The 19,947-nt window shown below is 63.2% G+C and carries 21 protein-coding genes and 1 riboswitch; of the genes, 11 read left to right on the plus strand and 10 right to left on the minus strand.

From position 1 onward, the window contains the following. The first annotated feature begins 61 nt into the window (after positions 1 to 61). The 3 genes from BGP00_RS09660 to cydX are packed head-to-tail and all read left to right on the plus strand — an operon-like array spanning position 62 to position 2,909. Positions 62 to 1,624: a cytochrome ubiquinol oxidase subunit I gene (locus BGP00_RS09660; RefSeq protein WP_292690703.1), complete on the plus strand. Its 1,563-nt coding sequence runs from the start codon at positions 62 to 64 to the stop codon at positions 1,622 to 1,624. A gap of 12 nt (positions 1,625 to 1,636) precedes the next feature. Continuing rightward, positions 1,637 to 2,785: a cytochrome d ubiquinol oxidase subunit II gene (gene cydB, locus BGP00_RS09665; protein WP_292690705.1), complete on the plus strand. Its 1,149-nt coding sequence runs from the start codon at positions 1,637 to 1,639 to the stop codon at positions 2,783 to 2,785. 13 nt (positions 2,786 to 2,798) lie between these two features. After that, on the plus strand, positions 2,799 to 2,909 hold the full coding sequence (cydX, locus tag BGP00_RS09670) for a cytochrome bd-I oxidase subunit CydX (RefSeq protein WP_084391181.1): 111 nt from the start codon (positions 2,799 to 2,801) through the stop codon (positions 2,907 to 2,909). A gap of 87 nt (positions 2,910 to 2,996) precedes the next feature. Here cydX and BGP00_RS09675 read toward each other — a convergent pair whose 3' ends face one another. The 4 genes from BGP00_RS09675 to BGP00_RS09690 all read right to left on the minus strand — a co-directional run bounded on the left by BGP00_RS09675 (position 2,997) and on the right by BGP00_RS09690 (position 7,144). Continuing rightward, positions 2,997 to 4,676 carry a pilus assembly protein TadG-related protein gene (locus BGP00_RS09675; protein ID WP_292690718.1) on the minus strand — a complete coding sequence of 560 codons (1,680 nt, stop codon included), beginning with the start codon at positions 4,674 to 4,676 and terminating at the stop codon, positions 2,997 to 2,999. Between the two features lie 10 nt (positions 4,677 to 4,686). Continuing rightward, positions 4,687 to 5,298: a hypothetical protein gene (locus BGP00_RS09680; RefSeq protein WP_292690720.1), complete on the minus strand. Its 612-nt coding sequence runs from the start codon at positions 5,296 to 5,298 to the stop codon at positions 4,687 to 4,689. After that, entirely contained in the window at positions 5,292 to 6,011 is a 720-nt protein-coding gene (locus BGP00_RS09685; RefSeq protein ID WP_292690722.1) for a TadE/TadG family type IV pilus assembly protein, read from the minus strand. The genes BGP00_RS09680 and BGP00_RS09685 overlap by 7 nt, the downstream gene beginning before the upstream one ends. A 92-nt stretch (positions 6,012 to 6,103) precedes the next feature. Further along, positions 6,104 to 7,144, minus strand: a complete 1,041-nt coding sequence (locus BGP00_RS09690) for a rod shape-determining protein (RefSeq protein ID WP_168601798.1) — start codon at positions 7,142 to 7,144, stop codon at positions 6,104 to 6,106. 365 nt (positions 7,145 to 7,509) lie between these two features. Between BGP00_RS09690 and BGP00_RS09695 the strand changes: the two genes are divergently transcribed. Then, a complete protein-coding gene (locus tag BGP00_RS09695; RefSeq protein ID WP_292690724.1) occupies positions 7,510 to 8,109 on the plus strand; it encodes an outer membrane beta-barrel protein in 600 nt (199 codons plus the stop codon). Positions 8,110 to 8,196: 87 nt separating this feature from the next. Here the strand turns inward: BGP00_RS09695 and BGP00_RS09700 are convergent, their stop codons facing one another. Further along, positions 8,197 to 9,141 (minus strand): LysR substrate-binding domain-containing protein, encoded by a 945-nt coding sequence (locus BGP00_RS09700; RefSeq protein WP_292690726.1) that lies wholly within the window; start codon positions 9,139 to 9,141, stop codon positions 8,197 to 8,199. A 318-nt stretch (positions 9,142 to 9,459) separates the two neighbouring features. On the opposite strand from BGP00_RS09700, the gene BGP00_RS09705 reads away from it, so the two are divergent. From BGP00_RS09705 to BGP00_RS09715, 3 genes are all read left to right on the plus strand, one after another. Next, a complete protein-coding gene (locus tag BGP00_RS09705) occupies positions 9,460 to 10,467 on the plus strand; it encodes a LacI family DNA-binding transcriptional regulator (RefSeq protein ID WP_292690728.1) in 1,008 nt (335 codons plus the stop codon). A gap of 122 nt (positions 10,468 to 10,589) precedes the next feature. After that, positions 10,590 to 11,744, plus strand: a complete 1,155-nt coding sequence (locus tag BGP00_RS09710; protein ID WP_292690730.1) for a lactonase family protein — start codon at positions 10,590 to 10,592, stop codon at positions 11,742 to 11,744. Positions 11,745 to 11,927: 183 nt separating this feature from the next. Then, a complete protein-coding gene (locus tag BGP00_RS09715; RefSeq protein WP_246869879.1) occupies positions 11,928 to 12,299 on the plus strand; it encodes a hypothetical protein in 372 nt (123 codons plus the stop codon). A 37-nt stretch (positions 12,300 to 12,336) separates the two neighbouring features. Here BGP00_RS09715 and BGP00_RS09720 read toward each other — a convergent pair whose 3' ends face one another. Further along, positions 12,337 to 13,368, minus strand: coding sequence for an aromatic ring-hydroxylating dioxygenase subunit alpha (locus tag BGP00_RS09720; RefSeq protein WP_292690732.1), 1,032 nt, complete (start codon positions 13,366 to 13,368; stop codon positions 12,337 to 12,339). A gap of 104 nt (positions 13,369 to 13,472) precedes the next feature. Between BGP00_RS09720 and BGP00_RS09725 the strand changes: the two genes are divergently transcribed. Beyond that, positions 13,473 to 14,417, plus strand: coding sequence for a LysR family transcriptional regulator (locus BGP00_RS09725; RefSeq protein ID WP_292690734.1), 945 nt, complete (start codon positions 13,473 to 13,475; stop codon positions 14,415 to 14,417). On the opposite strand, the gene BGP00_RS09730 is transcribed toward BGP00_RS09725, so the two are convergent. Then, positions 14,392 to 15,399 carry a sodium:calcium antiporter gene (locus tag BGP00_RS09730; protein WP_292690736.1) on the minus strand — a complete coding sequence of 336 codons (1,008 nt, stop codon included), beginning with the start codon at positions 15,397 to 15,399 and terminating at the stop codon, positions 14,392 to 14,394. The two genes, BGP00_RS09725 and BGP00_RS09730, sit on opposite strands and share 26 nt — an antisense overlap. A 14-nt stretch (positions 15,400 to 15,413) precedes the next feature. Further along, positions 15,414 to 15,571: riboswitch (yybP-ykoY riboswitch) on the minus strand. A gap of 107 nt (positions 15,572 to 15,678) precedes the next feature. On the opposite strand from BGP00_RS09730, the gene BGP00_RS09735 reads away from it, so the two are divergent. Both BGP00_RS09735 and BGP00_RS09740 read left to right on the plus strand, forming a co-directional pair. Continuing rightward, the gene (locus BGP00_RS09735) at positions 15,679 to 16,548 is read left to right on the plus strand and encodes a nickel/cobalt efflux transporter (protein WP_292690738.1); all 870 of its coding nucleotides are present in this window, start codon (positions 15,679 to 15,681) and stop codon (positions 16,546 to 16,548) included. A gap of 9 nt (positions 16,549 to 16,557) precedes the next feature. Next, entirely contained in the window at positions 16,558 to 16,824 is a 267-nt protein-coding gene (locus tag BGP00_RS09740) for a metal-sensing transcriptional repressor (RefSeq protein WP_292690740.1), read from the plus strand. A gap of 3 nt (positions 16,825 to 16,827) precedes the next feature. Here BGP00_RS09740 and BGP00_RS09745 read toward each other — a convergent pair whose 3' ends face one another. Together BGP00_RS09745 and BGP00_RS09750 are read right to left on the minus strand one after the other, a co-directional pair. Next, positions 16,828 to 17,238: a histidine kinase gene (locus BGP00_RS09745; RefSeq protein ID WP_292690742.1), complete on the minus strand. Its 411-nt coding sequence runs from the start codon at positions 17,236 to 17,238 to the stop codon at positions 16,828 to 16,830. Between the two features lie 115 nt (positions 17,239 to 17,353). After that, positions 17,354 to 17,755, minus strand: a complete 402-nt coding sequence (locus BGP00_RS09750; protein ID WP_292690744.1) for a MarR family transcriptional regulator — start codon at positions 17,753 to 17,755, stop codon at positions 17,354 to 17,356. 68 nt (positions 17,756 to 17,823) lie between these two features. On the opposite strand from BGP00_RS09750, the gene BGP00_RS09755 reads away from it, so the two are divergent. Beyond that, positions 17,824 to 19,584: a chloride channel protein gene (locus tag BGP00_RS09755; protein ID WP_292690745.1), complete on the plus strand. Its 1,761-nt coding sequence runs from the start codon at positions 17,824 to 17,826 to the stop codon at positions 19,582 to 19,584. A gap of 1 nt (position 19,585) precedes the next feature. Here BGP00_RS09755 and BGP00_RS09760 read toward each other — a convergent pair whose 3' ends face one another. Further along, positions 19,586 to 19,936, minus strand: coding sequence for a carboxymuconolactone decarboxylase family protein (locus BGP00_RS09760; RefSeq protein WP_168601786.1), 351 nt, complete (start codon positions 19,934 to 19,936; stop codon positions 19,586 to 19,588). Positions 19,937 to 19,947: the final 11 nt, after the last annotated feature.

Consider the following 19,947-nt stretch of genomic DNA (forward strand, 5'->3'; position numbering starts at 1 on the left):
TGCGCCTGATGCGCTGGTCAATGGCTGCGCCTGTTGCGCGGCCCCAACGGGGACATGTCCGATGGATATGGCGGTTATCGAACTATCGCGGCTGCAATTTGCTTTGACAGCCATGTACCACTTTCTTTTCGTTCCTTTGACACTTGGCCTCTCCTTCATGCTGGTCATTATGGAGAGTGTCTATGTCATAACCAAGCGGCCGATCTGGCGGGTGATCACCCGCTTCTGGGGGCGGCTTTTCGGCATCAACTTCGTGTTGGGCGTGGCCACGGGCCTGACCATGGAGTTCGAATTCGGCACCAACTGGGCCTATTACGCGCATTATGTGGGCGACATTTTCGGCGCCCCGCTGGCGATCGAGGGGCTGATGGCCTTTTTCCTCGAAGCCACGATGGTGGGCGTGATGTTCTTCGGCTGGGATCGGCTCAGCCGGGTTCAGCATCTTTTTGTCACCTTGCTGGTGGCGCTGGGCACCAATCTTTCGGCATTGTGGATCCTGATCGCCAACGGCTGGATGCAAAATCCGGTGGGGGCGGCCTTTAATCCCGAAACCATGCGGATGGAAGTGACCAGCTTTAAAGAGGTGCTGTTCAATCCCGTTGCGCAGGCCAAATTCGTCCATACGGTCAGCGCGGGCTATGTCTGCGCCGCCACATTCGTGATGGGCGTTTCGGCAATCTATCTGCTGCGCGGCAAATGGACCAATGTGGCGCGCCGCTCGATGATGGTGGCCTCGGCCTTTGGTCTGGCCTCGGCGCTCTCGGTGGTCGTGCTGGGCGACGAGAGCGGTTATGCGCTCACCGACAACCAGAAGATGAAGCTGGCCTCCATCGAGGCCATGTGGGAAACCGAACCCGCGCCCGCCGCGATCACGCTGATCGGCCTGCCCGATGTGGCGGGGCGCACCACCCATGGCGCGATCAAGCTGCCCTATGTGATGGGCATCATTGGCACGCGCAGCCTGTCGGGCAAGATCGACGGGATCGAGGAACTGGTGTTGCGCGCCGATGAGCGCATTCACAGCGGGATCATCGCCTATGATGCGGTGGAGAAGCTGAAGCAGGATCGCGGCAATATCGCCGCCCGCGCCGCCTTTGAGGCGCATAAGCGCGACATCGGCTTTGCCTTGCTGCTCAAGCGCTATATGCCCGATCCGCGCCAGGCCAACGACAAGCAGATCCTGAAGGCGGCATGGGACACGGTGCCCAACGTGCCGGTGATGTTCTTCCTGTTTCGCGGGATGGCGGCGCTCGGCTTTGGCTTTATCGCCTTCTTTGCCATGGCCTTTTATTGCGCCTCGGCCTGCCGGTTTTCCAAGCGCTGGTTCCTGAAGATAGCGGTGTTCATGATCCCGCTGCCGTGGCTCGCGATCGAGGCGGGCTGGGTGCTGGCTGAAATCGGGCGGCAACCATGGGCGGTCGATGGCGTGCTGCCGACCTTCCTTGGCGCATCCTCGCTGACCGTGCCGCAGATCTGGGCAACGATCATCGGCTTTACCGCGCTCTACGGCACGCTGGCCGTGATCGAGATCCGCCTGATGATCGCCGCGATCCGCAAAGGGCCGGAGGAACATCACGAACCCATGGCCGCCGCGCAGGGCTTTGCCCCGCTGCCCGCCGAATAAGGGGGAAGATCCATGCATATTCCGCTTGATTATGAAACGCTGCGGGTCATCTGGTGGGCGCTGCTGGGCGTTTTGCTGATCGGCTTTGCTCTCACCGATGGTTACGATCTAGGGGTGGGCGCGCTGCTGCCCTTTGTCGGGCGCAGCGATGAGGAGCGCCGTCTGGTCATCAACGCCATCGCGCCCCATTGGGAGGGCCATCAGGTGTGGTTCATCCTTGGCGGCGGGGCGATCTTTGCCGCATGGCCCTTTGTCTATGCGGTCAGCTTCTCCGGCTTCTACCTTGCCATGTTCCTCGTGCTGGCGGCGCTGATCCTGCGGCCGGTGTCGTTCAAATATCGCTCGAAACATGCCGATGCAGGCTGGCGCAACCGCTGGGACTGGGCGCTGTTCGTGGGCGGGTTTGTGCCTGCGCTGGTGTTTGGCGTGGCGGTGGGCAATGTGCTGATCGGCGCGCCCTTCCGGCTCGATAGCGATCTGCGCATGACCTATGAAGGCTCGCTGCTTGGCCTGTTCACGCCCTTCACCCTGCTGACGGGCCTGCTCTCGGTGGCCATGCTGGCGCTGCATGGCGCGGGATGGCTCGCGGTCAAGATCGAGGAGGGGCCGGTGCTGGTCCGCGCCCGCGCCATAGCCCGGATCGCGGCGGTGGTGACGATCGCACTGTTCCTGGTCGGCGGGCTGATGGTGGCGCACGGGGGCATGGGCATGGCGATCAACGGCGCGGTTGACACGCAAGGTCCGTCCAACCCGCTGCTCTCGGCCAGCGTGGCCGCGCCCGGCGCATGGCTGGGCAATTATCGCGCGCATCCATGGATGGTGCTGGCGCCGGTTCTGGGCCTTGTCGGGCCGCTGGTCGCGCTGGCGGGCATCACGGCGCGGCGGGGCTGGCTCAATCTGGCAGGCACGGCGCTGGCCACGACGGGCATCATCGCCACGGTGGGCTGCTCGATGTTTCCCTTCATCCTGCCGTCCTCGATCGATCCGCGCTCCAGCCTGACGGTGTGGAATGCCTCGTCCAGCCATATGACGCTGTTCATCATGCTGATCGTCACGGTCATCTTCCTGCCGGTGGTGCTGGGCTACACGGCATGGGTGATGAAGATGCTGGGCGGGCGGATCACTCTGGGCGATGTGCGCTCGAACCCTGATTTCTACTAAAAAGGAACACACCATGTGGTATTTTACGTGGGTGCTGGGTCTGGGCCTTGCGGTGGGCTTTGGCATCATCAACGGGCTGTGGCACGAATTCAACTCGCCCATTGATGACGACCCAGCCGTCTGACCCAGCTCTCTGACCCTGCGGTCTGATTTCCCCTGTCAGACCCTGCGAGGCGGCCTCGGCCCTTCCCGCCGGAGCCGCCTTTGCGCTTTATTTCACCAGTCTTGCCGATTGCACCACCATGGCAAACAGCGTGTTGAGCGCGGTCGACACGCTGCCGTCGGTGGAAACGGTCTGGAACAGATAGGTGCCATCGGCATTCTGGCTAGCGCAGGCCTGCAACTGCTGCTGAATATAGGGTACGTTATTGGCGGCCGTGCTGTTGAACGTGGGATGCAGCGTGTAGTTGATCGTGGCGGGCAGGTATTGTGTGTAAAGAATCGCAATGCGCGTGCCGGTCGCCTTGATCGCGTTGCATTGTGAGATGTTGTTGGCGTTGAGCTGGGTTATGCCGTCGCCCGTATTGTCATCCTCCAACCCGTCGGTCACCAGAATCAGCACGTTTTGCGGCGATGCCTGCGTGCCGCTGCCCGATGTGCTGGGCATGGTCGATTGCATCCAGGTGAACATCGAAGTGAAATTGGTGTCGGCGTTGCCGGTATAGGTGCTCAGGTTGGTCCAATAGGAATTGGCCGCCAGCAGGGGAGCCTGCGCGCCCATGTTCGGAAAGGTCAGACCCTGCAGCGTGGCCACATCGGTCATCGTGCCGAACGGCGAGGTGGAGAGCGGCGCCGGATTGCCCACGTTGAAGGTGAAGAACTGCATCTTGTAGATCGGCGGCACGCTGGCGGTCGCATATTGCTGTTCGACGCGATAGGCATATTGGATGACGCTGGCGGCGGCATCGCCTTCGGCATCGGTGCGCAGGGTGATGGCCGACTGGCCGGGATTGACCGTGCTGTAATTGCGCGCCAGCCACCATGTGTCGGGGAAATTGACGCTGACCGTGGTGGTTTTCGAGGCGCCTGTGGGCAGGTAGGTCAGATTGACCGGATTGGCCGCTGGATTATAACCCGAACAATAGGTTGCCGACCCGCTGATCGACCCGCCCGTGCCCAGTTTAGTCCCGTTATTGTCATAGACGGTGCCGTCGCAGGCCACGCGGTAAAAGGTGATGCTGCTGGACGTGTTGTTGTTGAGATAGATCGGGCGCGAGCTGGAATCCACCACATAGGTGCCCGCGTTCCATTGGTGCATATTGTTCGAATGACAGGCAAAGTCGCAGCCATCGACGCGGCCGTAATAATATTGCTCGCCATTCCAGCGCGCGCCCGCCGTCAGATTGGTGATCCCGGTGGTGGTGGTGGGCAGGAGCATTGAGGGCGAAGTATCGAGCGCGATGTAGAAATTGATGCTGGGCGGCTGGGACGCGCTGGCGCTGGCGCTGCCGCCGATGGGCAGGGTGGGGACATGCAGGATGCTGCTGAAAATATTGCTGGAAATGGCCGTATAGGTGATCTTGGCCACCCGCAATGTGCCAAGGCTGCCCGATTGGGTGCTGCTGATGGTGACGGTGCGGCTGATGCTGCTCAGCCCGCTCAGGCCGTTGACCTGCTGATCGAACATGTTCTGTGCGGCCGATTGAGCCGCCGCGTCGGTCTGGTTCAGCATTTGCGGAACCACCGCGGCCAGCACCGCCGCATCGGCCGCCGCGTTCAGCTTGGTCTGCAACCTTTGCGCCCGGCTGTAATCCACGCCAAAGCCGGTGGCAAAGACCAGCGGAATGATGGCCAGCGCCGTCATCGCCATCACATTGCCCCGCCCGTCGCGGCGCAACGGGCCAAGAGTCAGACGCAGGGAACGGGTCAGGGGGGCGAAACGAAGGCTCATGGCGCGCGACCTATGGCAGGCGGGGGATCATATAGTCCTGATCGCTCAGCTTCGTGGTGGCGAGCGTTCCAAGACCGATGGGCGGGGTATAGGTAAAGCTGATCTGGCCCAGAAAGAGATAGCCGCCGGCGGTGCCGACCATCACCTTGTTGGCCCCGCTGGTGGTGTTCTGACAGACATTCGAGCCATCGGGCGAGGTGGGCACCATGGGCGCCGTGACCAGATTGGCCGGAATGGACACCACGGTCCCGGCGGTCAGCGAGGAGTTAACGGTGGCGCCGTTGGTCTGGGCCTGGCTCCACACGACATAGGCATGTGTGGCGTCGCACACGCGCAAATTGGTGATCTGCAGCGTGGTCTGGGCGGCGGGCATCGGCGTCATGACCAATTGGGCCGAGTTCATATAGGTGGTCAGTGTGGCCGAGGTGACGGTGCTGGAGGGCGACACATTGCGCCCCACCAGATCGGAAAGCGCGCGCGTGGCCACCGTGACCTTGCGCGAACAGGCGATCATGTCGGCCACCACATAGCCGCCGATGAACAGGATCAGCAGCACCGGCAGGACAAAGGCAAATTCGATCAGCGCCGCCCCGTCGCGGCTGCGCGCCAGACGGTCTAGCATGAGGTCACCCCCGTGGCGCAGAGATAGCCCTCGACCGTCACCACCGAGGTGGCCACCAGCATCCGGTTGCCATTGGCCTGATTAACGAAATTCAGTCCCAGCGGGGCCGACACCGTGGGCCACAGATAGATGAGCTGAACGATCACCAGCGATTTCTGGGTGCCGCTGATCCCGCCGTTGGTGTTGGTCGTGCCCGCGCAATTGGATTGGCCATAGCCGGTGCCCGTGCTGGCCAGCGTGCCGTTGGCATAGGTGAAGTTGGGCGTCGTGATGGTAGGCGTGGTGCAGGTGGCGGGCACGACCTGAACATTCACATAGAGCCGGTTGCAGGTCAGAAAGGGCGGCAGCGAGGCAGGATAGGTCACTGCCGCGCCGCTCGAATCCTTGCCCGAAATGCCGCTGCATACGGCGGTCTTGAAATCAGCGGCCTTCATGCCCGTATAGGCGCCCGTCCCGCTGCCCAGTTGCAGCGTTTGGGCCGAGCCGGTCAGGATCAGGCGCGAGGAAGCCTCAACCGCCGTTTCCAGCCCTTCCTGCGCCAGATAGATCAACGCGATATGCAGGATGGCCAGCAGCAGGGCGACGACGGCCGGGGCGACAAGGGCGAATTCCATCGTCGGCCCGCCCGAGGCATCGCGGCGCAAGCGTCGGCAAAAGCGACGGGCAGAGCGCCCGCGCACCCATGCCCCGCCCAAGGCGTGACCAGATTCCAATACAACCGTCCTGATGCTTTATGCGACCCTAGGTGTTTGTATGGAATTTTTATTAAAAGAATCTTGCGCCCGCCCCGCACCGCCCCTTGGGCCTAGGTGGCATGGAGCACGCCGCGATACGAAGGGTCCTCCAGCACATGCCCGGCGCCCAGCGCCACGCAATCGAGCGGATTGTCGGCCACCTTGACCGGCAGGCCGGTTTCCGATGCGATCAGACGGTCGAGATTGGCCAGCAGCGCCCCGCCGCCGGTCATGATGATCCCGCCGTCGATGATGTCGGCGGCGATTTCGGGCGGGGTGTTTTCCAGCGCGCTGCGCACCGCCGCCACGATCTGCCCCACCGGTTCGGCCAGCGCCTCGACGATTTCGGCTTGCGAGATCGTGATTTCGAGCGGCACGCCCCTGACCAGATCGCGCCCTTTGACGATGGTTGTGGGCACCGGCCCATCGGAAAGCTGGGCGGCGCCCAGTTGCAGCTTGACGCGCTCGGCCGTCGACTCGCCGATCATCAGATTGTGGCTGCGCCGGACATAGGAGATGATGGCATCGTCCATTCTGTCGCCACCCACGCGCACCGACATCGACATGCTGATGCCGCCCGTGGCGATCACGCCCACCTCGGTCGTGCCGCCGCCGATATCGACCACCATCGAGCCGATCGGATGCGTGACGGGCAGATCGGCGCCGATGGCGGCGGCCATGGTTTCCTCGATCAGCCAGACCTTGCGCGCGCCCGCATTGGAGGCGGCATCGCGGATCGCGCGCCGCTCTACCGAAGTGGAGCCCGAGGGGACACAGACGATGATCTCGGGACTGCCGCGCATCCGGCCCCGCTGTCCCTGCGCCTTGCGGATGAAATGTTTGAGCATCTGTTCGGCCACATCAATATCGGAAATGACCCCGCTGCGCAGCGGGCGGACGGTCCTGATATTCTCGGGCGTGCGGCCCATCATCAGCTTGGCGTCATCGCCCACCGCCAGCACGCTGTGAACCCCCTGGATGGTCTGCAGGGCGACCACCGAAGGCTCGGCGATGACCACGCCCCTGTTGCGCACATAGACCACCGTATTGGCCGTGCCGAGATCGATCGCCAAATCGGATGAGGCATAAGAAATCCGGTCAAATATGGACATGTCACCGCTCAGTTTTCAAAAAAACCGGGAGGAGCCTCCGCCAGATTAGCCGAATATGAACCGCGCAGGGGAATTACGACACAAGCCCGCAGGCGTAAGACCAACGCCCTTTTCGCCGCGCCCGATACCCTTGCGCAGGGCTCTGGCCGCCCCCGCGCAATGGCCAGAGCCAGCCCAACCGGCTCGGCGCGGATTAGCATCATTCCAACAACAATCCTTCACGCAATTGCCGTCTTATCATCGGGCCGCGACAGGCCCATTTGGCGCTCACACCCGCTGCCAACCCCCGATGGTTCAACGGTTTTCCGCAGGATCGGAAGCCGGGCCAAAGGACAATAAGAGACAGCGGGCGCAGGAGGAATATCATGAATTCTGTCATCTATACTGCCGCTGCTGCTTTTGCTCTGGCCGGTGCGGCTGTTGCCACCCCCGCTGCCGCCGCCAATGCTCAGGGTTTCACCGGCCCCTTCGTCGGTGTTCAGGGCGGCTGGGAAGAAAATGACGTGCGCAACCCCGGCACGGCCCTTGGCGTCACCCCTCTGGCCCAGACCAGCGACACCGGCACGCTGGGCGTGTTCATGGGCTATGACCAGGAAGTCTATCCCCGCATCGTGGTGGGCGCGCAGGCCGAAGTGAACTTTCCGATCAGCTCGCGCTTTGGCAACGGGCTGGCCTCGATCTCGCCCAAGCGTTCGGTCGATCTCTCGCTGCGCGCCGGCTATCTGGTGACGCCCAAGACGCTCGCCTATGTCCGCGGCGGCTATTCCAACGCGCTGACCGGTGCGAATATCGGCAACATCCATGGTTCGGATGACCGCGATGGCTGGCTGCTGGGCGGCGGTGTGGAACGCAAGCTGACCGACAAGGTCTCGGCCCGCGTCGAATACCGTTACAGCGATTTCAGCGAAGGCAATGGCCGGTTTGACCGTCACCAGATCTTCGCAGGCGTCGCCTATCGCTTCTAAGGCATAAGTTTCGGCCAAGGGTGTGTATGGCCCGGTTCCCCCCTCCGGGCCATCGCTCCATCCACCCCCCAATGCCCTTGGCCGCCATCACCGCGGACCAGCCCCGTCCGCTGGTCCGCGGGCTTTTTTCGGCCCGACCGTGATATTGGCCATCGCGAAATCAATGAAGCTGCGCACCGAAGGCAGGATGCCGCGCGGGGTGGGATAGACGATAAACAGGCTGTATTCCGGCGTGAACCAATCGGGCAGCACCCGCACCAGATCGCCACCGGCCAAACGCGCATCGACCAGCGGTTCGGGCAGCAGCGCAAGGCCAAGCCCCGAACAGGCCGCCTCGATCTGGATCTGAAGATCGCCCGTCACCAGACGCGGCTGAAAATCCAGCTTGAAGGCCACATCCTCTTCATTGAGCATGGTCCAGCGGGCGCTTTCATCCACCATATCGGTATGGCGCGCGATGATGGGCAGATCGATCAGATCGGCCGGATCGCGCAGGGCCGGGTGCCGCTCAAGAAAGCCCGGCTGTGCGACCAGAATGCGCCGGATCCGCCCGATTTCACGCGCGACAAGGCTGCTGGAATCGGGAAATTGCGCCTGCGCCGAGAGGATCACGTCGAAGCGATCCTCCAGAGGATGGAGCTGCCGGTCGGTGGATTCGATCACGACCGACACTTTGGGATGGGCCTCCAGATAGCGTGGAAGGATGGGGGCGAGGAAATTCTGCGAAATGATGACCGGGCTGCCGATGCGGATGGTGCCCGAAGGCTCGCGCTGAAATTCCAGCACGCTTTCGCAGGCCACCCGCGCCCCGTCGATGACCAGCATGCAGCCTTCATAGAAACTCTTGCCCGCCTGCGTCAGCACAACGCTGCGGGTGGAGCGCTGGAGCAGGCGCACATGCAGCCGCTCCTCCAATGCTGCGACATGGCGGCTAAGGCGGGCCTTGTCGACGCCGGTGGCGCGCGATGCGGCCGAAAAGCCGCCATGTTCGACCACGGCGGCAAAGAAGGCAAAATCGTTGAGATCCATCATGATGCGGGTCGCCCCTTTTAGAGCATCGGTGCAAATCGCCCGGCCGCGTTGAACGCAAAGCCATCATGCCGGACCTGATGACCGGGCCGATAAACCCATTCCATGCGAAGGACCACCCGGCATTCGCACTTTCGTCGCCCATGCCCCGCAGTTCACCGTTTTCTTTGATGCAAAGGCGATGTTAAGACCGTGTTGAAGCAACATAAGATATGGGGCAGGAGCATAAGATGTGAGGCTTTGGCGGCAGATGGCGATTGAAAAATAAATTCTTCATTCTAATATTTCACTTTACCTCTTCGCCTCAGACAGGATGGACCCGTGTCCGATACGCCCACCATCCATGACATCGCCAAATTCGCGGGTGTGTCGCTGGCCACCGTGTCGCGCGTGCTGCGCGAGCCTGAAAAGGTGACGCCCGCCCGGCGCAGTCGGGTGCGCGAAGCGATCGCCCATTTCAACTATGTTCCCAATGCCATGGCCCAGCAATTGCGACGGCCGGGGTTCCGCACCATTCTGGTCATCATCCCGGAAATCTCCAATCTCTTCTTTGCCGAAGCGCTCAAGAATATCGAGAATGTGGCCCATCAACTGGGCTGCCGCGTTCTGATCGGAGAGACACAGCGCAAACAGGAGCGGCTCGACCACTATGTCGAACTGGTCACTTCGCGCGTGGCCGACGGGCTGATCCTGTTCGGCTCGCTTTGGCCCAGCGTGCTGCGCGACAGTTTCGATGCCGGTTCGCCTTTGCCTTTTCCGCTAGTTCTGGCCGAGGGCAGCGTTTACGGACCCAATTGCCCGAGGGTGAAAATCGACAATATCCGCAGCGGGGAAATGGCGGTGCGCCATCTGCTCGCCTCGGGCCGCAAACGGATCGCGATGATTTCGGGGCCGCTGCGCTATACGGTCAGTACGGACCGGCTGGAAGGCTATCAGCGCGCCTTAAGCGAGGCGGGGATGGAGCAGCGGGCCGATTGGGTGGTGGTGGGCAATTTCTCGATGGAATCGGGCTATGAGGCGATGGCAAGTTTGCTCGAACGCCCGGAATGGCCCGACGGGGTGTTTTGCGCCAGCGATGAAATGGCGATCGGTGCGCAGGCCGCCATCCGCGAAAAGGGGCTGCGTATGCCCGATGACATCGCGCTGGTCGGTTTCGACGACATGCGCTTTGCCGCCTACGCCTCGCCGCCTCTCACCACCATCCGCCAGCCTGCCGCGCAATTGGGCGAGGCGGCGGTGCGGATGATGCAGGCGATCTTTCACGGCGAAGCCATCGAGCAGCACACGGTTATTCTGGATCATGAACTGATCATTCGGGAATCGGCCTGAACCGGGGCGCATTCAAGCGCCTTGGCGATGAAGTGCGATGCACTTGAATGAGGAGCGCGACGCACTTGACGATGAAGCGCGAAGCGGTCACCTGTATCGCCGCTTTTGGCAGGATACAGGTCATGGTTTTCAAAGTTTTGCTCGGCTCGCTCGGTCTGGTGTTGGGCGCTTCATCCGCTATGGCCACGCCCTTGCTGATCGGCACCTATACGGGCGGGCAGAGCAAGGGGATCTATCTTTATAATTTCGATGACCGCACCGGCCATATCGACCCGCGCCCGGCGCAGGTAACGGCGGCGGAAAACCCGTCATGGCTGGTGCCTTCGGCCGATCATCGGCTGCTCTATGCGGTGGATGAAAATGGCGAGGGCGGGCGCGATCCGGTGGGCCGCGCATCGGCCTATCGGATGGACCCGGCAAGCGGGCGGCTGACCTTCATCAACCGCATGTCCTCGCTGGGCGCCGAACCCACCTATGCCAGTCTGAGCAAGGATGGGCGCTATCTGTTCGTGGCCAATTACGCGGTCTTGGCCGATCCGGGCGGCACTTTGTCGGTGCTGCCGGTGGGCAAGGGCGGAGCGCTGGGGCCGGTCACGCAGATCAAGACCTATCGCGCCAGCATGGTCAACCTCGACCGTCAGACCTCGCCCCATATCCATTCGGTCGTATCTTCGCCCGATGGCCGCTTTGTTTTTGTGCAGGATCTGGGGGGCGACCGGATCCATGCCTATCGCTATGACCCGGCGCGGCGCGAAACGCCCCTGTCGGCCCTGCGGGACCAGCCTTTTACCGAAATGCCCAAAGGATCGGGGCCGCGCCACCTGATCTTTTCGCCCGATGGCCGACATGCCTATGTCACACTGGAAATGGCCGGGCAGGTGGCGGTGCTCGATCATGCCGAAGGCCGCCTGACGCTGCGCCAGACGATCGCGTTGGCGCCCGAAGGGTTCGCGGGCAAGGTCAGCGCGGCGGCGCTGCATTTCTCGCCCGATGGCCGTTTCCTCTCGATAACCGATCGGGGCAGCGACAATCACCTGCTCAGCTTTAAAGTGTCGTCCAAGGATGGATCGCTGCAACTGGCCGACCGCCGCTCTGTCGAAGGCAATGAGCCGCGCGAGTTCGCCTTTTCGCCTGACGGCCGCTTTGTCCTGATCGCTAATCAGCGCAGCCATGGGATCAAGGTGTTCCGCCGCGATCCCGCCAGCGGCGCGGTCAAGGAAGAGGTCCAGACGCTGAGCATCGATCAGGCATCCGATATCAAATTCCTGACGCGATGATCGGGTGAAATGATGAAATTACCCATTTGCGCGCGTCTTATTCAGGCATAAGTCACAGTGCGGGTCGGATAAGGAGTTAACGGGTGGCCATTCCTGATGGCCTGTCCCGCTTTGGTCATGCCTGCGCCGCCGCACAAGAGAAAAGGGCGCCGACAGGATGATGCCCTGATCACGGAGGCGATCATGATGATGAAAAAGACCCTCTCCCTGCTGCTTCTCGGCCTTGGCGCGCTGCCGCTGGCGGGCTGCGCGGATGATTATGCCTATGGCGGACGGATGGCCTATGGTCCCGGCCCCTATGCCTATAACGGCTGGTATGACGGCTATTACGGCACGATCTATGACGGCTATTGGGGCAATGACGGCTATTTCTATTATCGCCGCGGCATGGGCGACCGGGTCTATATCCGGGGCGACCGGGGCCATTTCATGCGCGAGGCGCCGCGCGGGCCGCATAATTATCAGCCCTTCCATGGCTCCATGACGCCCGGCCCCCGAACCAGCATGCCGCATTTCAACGGCGGAGGAGGCGGGGGCGGCCATCGCCACCGCTAAGGGTTCGGCCTGGGCGTTGCGCCCCCATGGTTAGAGCCTAAACCTCCTCCTCGCGCGCCAGACATCGGGCGATGAACTGGCGCGTGTGGCGCCCGCCCACATCACTGGCAATGTCGATCATCGGCAGATCGGGCATGCCCAATATCCGCGCCTGCTGCAATTCCAGCACTTCCATATCCTCGGCAAAAGTGCGGGCGGTCTGTTCAAACACCTCGTCGGGGATGCCGTCGGTCAGGATATTCGTGGCCATCGACCAGAAGTAATGCGTGGTTGTCTCGGTTTCCGGCGTGATGCCGTGAAAGCCGAACATCGAGAAGCCATGCTCGCGCCGCCCCTCATAGGCCCCGGTGCCCGGATCGCAGGCGCCGGTATGGATGCGGATCATTACCGGTTCGAACTCGATTTCCTGCCAGCGGTCCACCTTGCCGGTAAAGCCAGCGGCCGCGACATAGGTGGGCGGGGGATCGGAATCGGGCATATGGCGCATCACGCGCACGCCGTTGGGCAGCTTTTCCGACTGGGTTTTCGTGCGGAAATGCAATTCCGGGTCGCCGCCGATCGTGTGGGCGTGGATATAGGGCAGGTGCGAGAGATCCATCAGATTATCGACCAGCAATTGCCAATTGCCGCCCACATGAAAATAGGAACTGCGCCAGGCCAGTTTGGGATCCTCATGCACCGGATAATCGGGGATCAGCGCCGGATCAGCCCGCTCCGCATCGCCCATCCAGATCCACAGCAACCCCTGCCGCTCGACCAGAGGATAGGCGCGCACGCGAGCGATGTCGGGGATCTTGTCCTGCGCCGGAATGCGGGTGCAGCGTCCGTCGCCGCCAAATTCCATGCCGTGATAAGGGCAGCGGATCGCCTCGCCCACCACCGGACCGCTCGAAAGCGCCATGGCGCGATGGGCGCAGCGGTCGTCCAGCGCAAAGACCTTGCCCGCTTCGCTGCGCCACAGGACGACGGGGCGGTTCAAAAACGTCCGCGCCACCCGCGCACCGGGCGCCAGATCGGCGGCCCAACCCGCGACATACCAGATGTTGCGAAGAAATGGCTTGGTGGTCATGTGGCTTCTCTCTCCCTGCGGTTGCGGGGAGATTAGAAGCATCTGGCATAATCCGTCAGACTGTTTGATATAATCATCATAATCAGCCAGACGGATTAAGATGCATGGACTATCGCCGCTTTGACCTCAACCTGCTGGTGGTGCTTGACGCCTTGCTGGAGGAGCGCGGCGTCCATGCCACCGCCCGCCGTCTGGGCATGAGCCAGCCCAATGTCAGCTTTGCCCTGAGCAAACTGCGCCGGGCGATGGGTGACCAATTGCTGGTGCGCGATGGGGCGGGGATGCGCCCGACCGCGCTGGGCGAAAGCCTGCGCGACCCGCTGCGCCGCCTGCTGCATGGGGTGGAGCATGATATTCTGGCGGGCCGCCATTTCGACCCGGCCAGCGCGACGCGCCATTTCGTGCTCTCCACTTCGGACATTGGCGAGTTGGTGTTCCTGCCCCGCCTGATGCGGGAACTGGAGCGCGCCGCGCCGCAGGTGACGCTCGAATGTCGGTCGCTGCGTCCGGCCGATCTGGTGCAGGCGATGGGGGAGGGCGCGGTCGATCTGGCGCTCGGCTATTTCCCCGATCTGGGGCAGGGGCCTTTCATGACGCAAAAGCTGTTCGACCATCCCTTCACCTGCATCATGCGCGAAGGGCACCCGGCGCTGGATGCGCCTTGGACGCAGGAAGCCTTTCTGGCGCTGGGCCATATCGTCGTCTCGTCCAGCGGGCGCAGTCAGGAATTGTTCGAGATGCAGCTTGAACACATGGGCCTGCGTCGCCGTGTCGCGCTGCAATCGCCCCATTTCATGAGCGTACCGCTGCTGGTGGCCGGCTCGGATCTGATCAGCACCGTGCCCAAGGCGGTTGGGGCCATTTTTGCCAGTATGGCCCCGCTGCGTCTGATCGATCCGCCCTTTGCCGCGCCGCTGATCGGCATCGCGCAATATTGGCATTTGCGGGTGCAGGACGATCCGGGTGTGGTCTGGCTGCGCTCGCTGATCGCGCGCCTGTTTCTGGGGCGTGATCCCTCGCCGCTTAACCCAGATGGAGCGCGGCAATGACGCCCGCAAACACCAGATAGAGCAGCCCCATCCCCGCCAGCAGCCCGCGCGAGGCCATGCCGCGCCGAAACACAAGGAACATGATGAGGATCGCCGCCATCGTCGCGCCCGCCGCCACCAGCAGCGGGGGCGTCAGCAACCAGGGCGTGAAGAACAGGCACAGCGCGGTCGGGATCGTCGCCTGAATCATCATCGCGCCCGAAATATTGGCCAGCGCCAGCTTGTATTTGCCCTGGCGTACCCAGATTATGGCATTCATCGTTTCGGGCAATTCGGTGGCGATCGGGCTGAACAACAGGGCCAGCAATTGCGGGCGCAGGCCCAGCGCGGGGCCAAGCGCTTCCAATTGCCGCACAAAAATCTGCGAGGCCACAAAGATCACCACCAGCGCCACCAGCACCTGAAAAACAGCCATGGCCGTGGCAGGAACCGCCCGCCCGGGCTGGAATTTCAGCGGCTCGATACCCTCTTCGGCATCATCGCCTTCGCCGCCCAGCTCCTGACGGACATAGAGCGCGTAGGCCGCCAGAAACAGCACGCCGAGCCAAGGTTTCCACGCGAAGGCCAGCAGACCCAGCGTGATCTTGGCCGCAAAGATGGCGAGGAACCAGCCCTGATCCTTGCTGAGATGGCGGAAAGTATGCGCCATATCGCTTGATGCCGCCAACCGCCGCCCCGTCAGCAACAGCACCACGCCCACCGTGGCATAGGCAATGGTCGACAGCGCCAACGGACCGCCCAGCGCCGCCCCCACACCCAGTTCCTTGGCCGCAGCCCCCGTGCCAAAGGCCACCGCCACCAGCGTAACCACGCTTTCGGGCAGGGCCGTGCCGAATGCGGCGAGAATCGTGCCGGTCGCCTTCTGGCCGACGTCCATTTTTTCGCCGACCCATTCAACGCCATTCACGAAATATTCGCAGGCCAGATAGATCACGACTGCCGATCCGAGCAGCAGTGCGATGGTGATCGTCAAAGAAGACATGAACAGATTCCACAGGGCCGGGCATAGGATACATGAACCGGGCACGCGCCCGGCCCCGAGTGCATGCCGATCCATGGTCTCGCCAAACCGTAAAGGCCGCACATGCCATGGCCGAAGCCAAGTTTGTTGACATGCGCTCCGCTGAAAATGCGGATGGCTACTCCCCAGGGGGTGGCCGCCCTTTGGCGCTTCGGGCCCTGCATGTCAACCGAGGCGATGGGCAAGGGGCGACAATATCACGCTTGCCATATCCCCCCAGGGGGGATAGGTGCAGGCGCCATGACCGATCTCACCGCCCTTATCGCCCAGGACGCCGCCCATGGCTGGCTCTTCATCCCCAGCGCCATCCTGCTGGGCGCGCTGCACGGGCTGGAGCCGGGCCATTCCAAGACCATGATGGCCGCCTTCATCATCGCGGTGAAAGGCACAGTGCGTCAGGCGGTGCTGCTGGGGCTGGCGGCCACGCTTTCGCATACACTGGTGGTTTGGCTGGTGGCGATGGGGGGCATGTGGGCCTTTGGCTCATTTCGGGCCGAGGACACCGAACCCTATTTCCAGCTCGCCTCGGGCGCGGTGATCGTGGCCATGGCGATCTGGATGATCCGGCGCGCGCGGGCCGATCTGCACGCGGCCCATGCCCATGAGCATCATCATGGCCACAGCCATCACCATGACCATCACCACCATGGCCATGATCACCACCACGGGCACCACCATCATCACGAACCGACCGAAGAAGAGATCCACGAACTGGAACTGGCCACCGGCGGCTATGTCGATGCCCATGAGGCGGCCCATGCCGAGGACATCCGCCGCCGCTTTGCGGGCCGCTCGGTCACCACGGGCCAGATCGTGGTCTTTGGCCTGACGGGCGGGCTGGTGCCTTGCCCCGGCGCGATCACGGTGCTGATGCTCTGCCTGCAATTGCACAGGGTGGCGCTGGGCGCGGTGCTGGTGACGGGGTTTTCGGTAGGGCTGGCGTTGACGATGGTGGCCTCGGGCGTGCTGGCCGCGCTTTCGCTGCGCCATCTGGAAAAGCGCTGGAGCGGGTTTGGCGATGCGGTGCGCAAGGCGCCGCTGCTCTCAGGCGCGGTGATCCTGATCGTCGGCGCGGTGATTGCGCTTGACGGCGCGCGCCATCTGCTCTGAACCGGCGCGATGAGCCACGCCACCGACAAGGACCTGACCAACCGCCTCAAGCGCGCCAACGGTCACCTCGCCAGCATCATCGCGATGATCGAGGATAACCGCAGCGCGCTTGATGTGGCCCAGCAACTGGCCGCCGTGGTGGCGGCTCTGGACAAGGCCAAGACGCGGCTGGTGGCCCATCATATCGAACATCACCTGACCGATACGCTGGGCGAACTGACGCCGGAGCTGCGCGAGAAACTGGCGCAGCTGTCCGAACTGGGCAAGTATCTCTGAAGTTTACCAACGAGGACGCCAGCCCGGCCCGTCATCGCCATGGGCGGCACTCTCCATCCATTGCCCGATCCGGTCATAGCGCCATCCGATCTCGCGGACCGAGCGGACATCGCCCTCCGCGCATTCGTGGCGCTGGCGGTTTTCAAGGCCGTCGATGGCGGCGTGGATGCGATTGGCGGTGCCGGGGTCGATATCGCCTTCGTCCACCTCGTGATCCAGCCGGTTTTCCAGCCCATGGGCGCGCTGCCCCGAACAGATGAAACTCATCATCCGGTCCGCGCCTTCGTCGCGCCAGCCTGTCGCATAGGGCGGCGCGCCGCTACCGACATAGACGCCCCAGCTCTGCGCCTGCGCGCTCCCCGCCATCATCAGGCCCGCCGCCCCGATGGCCATGGCTCCGATCCAATGCCGCATGTCACTTCTCCCGTAACGGCGATGTGCCGATGGGGCGGTTTTAGCGGAGGCTGACTTCCGACAATCTGAATACAATTGTCGTAAAATATTCATCTTGGGGCCATTGCGGCACGGCTTATCCCAGACGATCTAGCAGATCGGTCAGCATCGGGCGCAAGCGGCGGATTTCCTCGCGATGGGTCGCGCTCAACCCCTCGAGCGCCTCGCGCGCCTTGTCGGTCAGGACCAGCAGGGCCTGACGCCGATCCTGCGGCGAGGGCGCGCGCGTCAGCCAGCCTTGCGTTTCCAGCCGATCAACCAGCCCGCTGGCGCTGTGCGGCTTCAGGATCAGCCTTTCGGCCACATAGCCGACGGTCGCCCCGCTTTCGGGCGCGGCGCGGATCGCCAGCAGCGCCTGATGCTGTTGCGGCGTCAGGCCGAAACCGGCCGCCTTGTCCTCGCTGAACACCAGAAACTGGCGCAGCGTATGCCGGAATTGCGCCAACAGGGCGTAATCGGCGTCCTCCAGTTCAGACATGGCGTTTCCTCTTCTTGATTTATATCGTATTACGATATATCTGCGCCGGGCACAATCCGGAGCCATCTATGTCCGTTGCCCCTTTGCCACCATCCCATTTCGCCCCTGATTTGCCAAATCTGCGCGACCATACCGCCGATCATCGCATGGTCGTGCTGGCCCTTGCCGTGCTGGTGGTGGGCGCAGGGGGCGCGGCGGGGGCGTGGGTGCTGCTGCGGCTGATCGCGCTGGCCACCAATCTGTTCTGGTATGGCCGCCTTTCGGCTGATCCTGCGACCATGGCGGCGGGAGCCAATCCGGCGATGATCGTGCTGATGCCGGTGCTGGGCAGCCTGATCGTCGGGCTGATGGCGCGCTATGGTTCGGAAAAGATCCGCGGCCATGGCATCCCCGAGGCCATCGAAACCATCCTCTATGGCGAGAGCCGATTGTCGCTGAAAGTGGCCATTCTCAAGCCCCTGTCCTCAGCCATTTCCATCGGCAGCGGCGGCCCCTTTGGCGCGGAAGGGCCGATCATCATGACCGGCGGCGCCATCGGCTCGCTCTTTGCCCAACGCTTTCACCTGACCGCTGCCGAGCGCAAGACGCTGCTGGTCTCGGGCGCGGCGGCGGGGATGACGGCGATTTTCGGCACGCCGCTGGCCGCGATCCTGCTGGCGGTCGAGGTTCTGCTGTTCGAATGGAAACCGCGCAGTTTTGTGCCGGTGGTGCTGGCCTGTCTGGTCGCTTATGTGCTGCGCGGGGTTTGGCTTGGCGGCGGGCCGATGTTTCCGGCCAATCTGACTATGCCTGCCGGGTTCTGGGTGCTGGCGGCGGCGCTGGGGCTGGGGCTGCTGCAGGGGGCGTTGGCAGGGGTGCTTTCCAGCGCGCTCTACCGGGTGGAGGATGGATTTCACCGCCTGCCGGTGCATTGGATGTGGTGGCCTGCGATCGGCGGGCTGGTGGTCGGGCTGGGCGCGCTGATCGATCCGCGCGTGCTGGGAGCGGGCTATGCCAATATTCAGGCGCTGCTCGATGGCGCGATGAGCGCACGGGCGATTGCGCTGCTGCTGGCGGTCAAGGCCATGGTCTGGCTGGTGGCGCTGGGATCGGGCACATCGGGCGGGGTGCTCGCGCCCTTGCTGATGCTGGGCGGGGCGTTGGGCGCGCTGGCGGGCCTGTGGCTGCCGGGGGGCGAAGGCGTCTGGGCGATGATCGGCATGGCCGGGATCATGAGCGGGGCGATGCGCGCACCGCTGACGGGCGCCCTGTTCGCCGCCGAACTGACCGGGCATTTCGAGGCGTTGCCCCTAACGATGGCCTGCGCCATCGGCGCCTATGGGGTCAGCGTGCTGGTGATGCGCCGCTCGATCCTGACCGAAAAGATCGCGCGGCGCGGCCGCCATATCCGTCAGGAATACAGCGTCGATCCGCTCGAACTGTTTCAGGTCGAACGGATCATGACCCCCGCACCCCAGACCATGGCCGACACCACGCTGGTCTCCGAGGCCCTGGCCTTCTTTGCCGATGGGGCTTGGCATCGCAGCTATCCGGTGGTCAATGCCGCAGGCGGCCTTGTCGGCATGGTCTCGCGTGAGGATGCGCTGAACTGGCAGAGCGGCGGAATGGAGCTAGACCTGTGCCTGCGCGATGTCCTTTCGGATGCCTCCTCGCCCTATGTCTGGCCGCAGACACCGATTGGCGCGCTGGCCGACCTCATTCTGGAAACGGGCAAGGGGCGCATTCCCGTGCTGTCCCCCGCCGATGGCCGGGTGGTCGGCATGGTCACGCGCCACGATCTGTTAAAAGCGCGCCAAGCCGCCCGCGCCGATGAGGTCGTGCGCGCCTGATCTATTTCGCGGCCGCCGCAAACTGGTCATAGGCCTCCACGGCTTGCGCCGCATACATCAGGCTTGGCCCGGCGCCCATATAGACGGCAAGGCCCATGGCATCCATCACCTCTTCGCGGGTAGCGCCATGTTTGAGCGCGGCCTGCGCATGAAAGGCCACGCAGCCGTCGCAGCGGATCGCCACGGCAATGCCCAGCGCGATCAGCTCCTTGGTCTTGCTGTCCAACGCACCATTGGCGGTGGCGGCGCTGGCCATGGCGGAGAAGTTTTTCATCACATCGGGCGCGCCGATGCGCACTTCCTTGATCGCCCCCGACAGATCCTTGGCCATCTGCGGCCAGTCCTTGTTCATGGTAAACCTCC

It is taken from the genome of Novosphingobium sp. 63-713, assembly GCF_001898925.1.
Classification (GTDB): domain Bacteria; phylum Pseudomonadota; class Alphaproteobacteria; order Sphingomonadales; family Sphingomonadaceae; genus Novosphingobium.